The sequence below is a fragment of the Psychrobacter sp. genome (assembly GCF_035469765.1).
In the GTDB taxonomy this organism is placed as follows: Bacteria; Pseudomonadota; Gammaproteobacteria; order Pseudomonadales; family Moraxellaceae; genus Psychrobacter.
In genome coordinates this window covers 1-3,145 of record NZ_DATIRM010000212.1, presented here as the reverse complement: position 1 = coordinate 3,145, position 3,145 = coordinate 1, and the positions used below count along the sequence as shown (strand labels likewise).

4 protein-coding genes are annotated in these 3,145 nt (G+C 42.1%); 1 reads left to right on the top strand and 3 read right to left on the bottom strand.

Annotated features, from left to right (window positions below; translation table 11 throughout):
- Positions 1-6: 6 nt before the first annotated feature.
- The gene (locus tag VLN09_RS06020; protein WP_325244641.1) at positions 7-579 is read right to left on the bottom strand and encodes a haloacid dehalogenase type II; all 573 of its coding nucleotides are present in this window, start codon (positions 577-579) and stop codon (positions 7-9) included.
- A gap of 180 nt (positions 580-759) precedes the next feature.
- Between VLN09_RS06020 and VLN09_RS06015 the strand changes: the two genes are divergently transcribed.
- The gene (locus VLN09_RS06015; RefSeq protein WP_325244639.1) at positions 760-1,380 is read left to right on the top strand and encodes a TetR/AcrR family transcriptional regulator; all 621 of its coding nucleotides are present in this window, start codon (positions 760-762) and stop codon (positions 1,378-1,380) included.
- Positions 1,381-1,584: 204 nt separating this feature from the next.
- On the opposite strand, the gene VLN09_RS06010 is transcribed toward VLN09_RS06015, so the two are convergent.
- A complete protein-coding gene (locus VLN09_RS06010; protein ID WP_325244637.1) occupies positions 1,585-2,238 on the bottom strand; it encodes a DsbA family oxidoreductase in 654 nt (217 codons plus the stop codon).
- 51 nt (positions 2,239-2,289) lie between these two features.
- Positions 2,290-2,844 carry a carboxymuconolactone decarboxylase family protein gene (locus VLN09_RS06005; RefSeq protein ID WP_325244635.1) on the bottom strand — a complete coding sequence of 185 codons (555 nt, stop codon included), beginning with the start codon at positions 2,842-2,844 and terminating at the stop codon, positions 2,290-2,292.
- Positions 2,845-3,145: the final 301 nt, after the last annotated feature.

The following is a 3,145-nucleotide window of genomic DNA, read 5'->3' as shown; positions in this document are numbered from 1 at the left end:
CGCTTGTCATCCTGCTGCTTTGGCACCGAAAACATCCCAGAGATGACAAGCACCAAGGCATAAATCTGAGGTCTCAACGGACAGCTCGCGAGCGACCATTTGGTATGTTGCCGCTGCCGGTTTACATTGGCTGACGTTTGCAACACTGAAATTCTGTTCAAAGAATTCACTTAGTCTTGCTTTTTCAAGCGGTGTCGGAGAGGAGGTGCTGGGCGCTGAGTTGGTCAAGGTCACCAATCTAAATCCTGCATCACGTAGTTTGGTCAAAGCAGGGATAGCGTCATGGTGAGCTGGCATCTCACTCATACGCTGCTTAAACTCCTGAACATCGTATTCTGTTAGCGTAACGGCATGAATATCTGCTGTCATTTGCAAGGCACCAACGGCAAGCTCGCCGAAAGACGTGTAGAGACCAGATAAAGTCATGGTTTGCGAATAAAGTACCAATTGTGCGAACCACTCTCTTAGTCTGTTTTTATCCCCAAATAAGCGCGTGAATAAGGGCGTGAGCGTATCGATATCGAGTAAGGTTTCGTTGACATCGAATACGATAATCGGAGCTGAGTAGATAGAGGACATGAAAGTTTCTATTTCAATAAAAGTAAGCCTTACTAGTAAGGTTTGATAATATAATAATGATATTCTATCAACTTACTTTAGCTGGACTTGAGTAATCATTCAAGATAAAATTGAGTAGTCACTCAAATTGTATAGCCATGTTTATTTTTTTCTAAAATCATGGAATAGAACTGGAATATTATGTCACGTACTACATTATATAATCGTCATGAAGCATTGGAGCGCGCCATACAGCTGTTTTGGCAAAAAGGCTTTCATGCGACCTCGTTAAAAGATATTGAGCAAGCGCTAGATATGCGACCAGGCAGTATTTATGCCGCTTTCGGCAACAAAGATGGATTATTTCAAGAAGCGCTTGATTACTATGCGCAGGCAGGATTAAAAGAGCTTGAGCGTATATTAGGCAGCTATGAGTCCCCTTTATTAGGGTTGGCGGCTTACATGCGCCAGCTTGGCGGTATCCGCGAAAAAAATCTGCCCAGTCGAGCATGTATGTTGGTCAAAAGCTTACTTGAGCTTGGTGCTCGTGAACAGTCAGCACTTGAAAAGGTCGAGAAATTATTGGCTGGCATGGAGGCGCGTTTTGCCGCATGTTTTGTGGAAGCACAGCAGCTAGGAGAGCTGGATGATACGCTCGATCCACTGAGGTTAGCTCGTCGATTACAAGCCGAGGTTATGGGGCTGCGTGCTTTTGCTCAGCGCGATGTTGATAGTGCAGCGGTTCATGCGCTTGCAGAGGATATGGCCTCTTCTATAGAAAGCTTGCGTAATAATGAGTCTGTTGGTGAAAACGATGCCTAGTGGCCAAGCTTAGTTTAACTGATGAGTCTGAATAAGCGTACGTTCGCTAGTATGATGGTCATGTAAGCTGAAAATCAAACATGAGTATGGATGTTAACGGTCATTTGTATAATAGTAGGTATAAAAAAAGGCTACTTGAAAGATTAAGTAGCCTTTTTAGTTTTAAATTTTGCAGAGCCTTTTTATTATGAATTAGAGATACATCTATTGTGGCATCTCTGCTAATTGCTGCAAAATTCTTTTGAAATTCTCGACCCCTTGAGCACCGCTAACCAAGTGTTTTTGGTTAAAGATAACAGAAGGTACGCTTTGAATACCTTGCTGTCTCCACTGTTGCTGAGCTTTGCGGACGTCTTCAGCAAAGCGTTGATCTGCTAGTACTGTTAACGCCTCACTACGATCTAAACCAATCTCTGCTACGATATCGGCTAAGACTTCTTTGTTAGAAACATCTCTAGCGTGAGTAAAGTGAGCAGCGAACAAGGCTTGCTTTAAGTCATGCGTACGACCTTGCTGATCGGCCCATTGCAGTAGCTGATGCATAGCAAAGGTATTATAAGTGCGACTCTCTTCAGTAAAGTTAAATGCAAAGCCAACCTCACGACCAGCCTCAGTCATTCTAGCGCGGCTAGCATCAGATTCTTCTCGACTTGAGCCGTATTTCTTAGCGATATGCTCTCGTAGATTTAATCCCTCGCTTGGTGTATCAGGATTAAGCTCAAACGGATGCCAATGAATCTCGTACTCAGTATTGGTTTGTTTGAGTGCTTCGGCCAACTGTCCATAGCCTATAGCACACCACGGGCAAACCACATCCGATACAATATCGATGCGCAATGGGGTTTTTATACTTGTCATAGTATCTCCCTCTATTTGATACAGAATGCTTTGCTCAACTAGTCTGTACTGTTAGTCAGCCTTATGCCATTCAAATTTTTGAAAAGGCTTATCTATTGGCGTGTTGGCTAAATGGTTGGTGTAGTTGCTCATCACTTTTTGTGCTGCAGCAAGTACGACTTCTAGTATTTGACGTTTAGTAAAGCCTGCATCTAGGAATGCTTGTACAGCGTCATCATTGACATTACCACGATCACGAACCACAGATAGAGTAAAGTCACGTAAAGCTTCTAGTTTTGCAGTTGGTAGCGGCGTCTCATTACGTAATGCGTCAGTAATAACATCATCGACTTTCATGCTTTTGGCAATACCCGTATGAGCTGGCACACAGTAATGACATTCATGCTCGACGTTGATGGTTTGCCATACTACCGTGGTCTCTTCATCATCAAAGCTACTGTCCAAGAACAGTTGATGCAAATGCTGATAGCCTTCAAGTAGTCCAGGCGCTTCAGCCATTACGGCATGTAAGTTTGGAACCATACCAAATGCATTGATTGAGATATCAAGTAGTGCTGCGCTTTCTGCTGGCGCGCTTTGTTTGTCATGTAGTATAAAGTCAGTCATATATAATTCCTATTTAGTAACAGTATTAAAGATTTCTTCGATCATTTAGGTTGAAAAATAACGATAATATGTGATTAGAGTTAGAGCTCATTATTGTAAAGGTATTACCTTCTAATTGATAACTGAAACCACTATAAATGATTTTGAGCAATCACTCAAATATAAATTGAATGATTGCTCAAATATTTGTAACACTGGTTAACAATTAAGGGTTTTGATAGCAATTAATGGTCTGTTTTTACCGGATTAGTTGATGGTTAGATGCTGTATTCACTTTTGACGGGGTCGATCTATAGAGGTT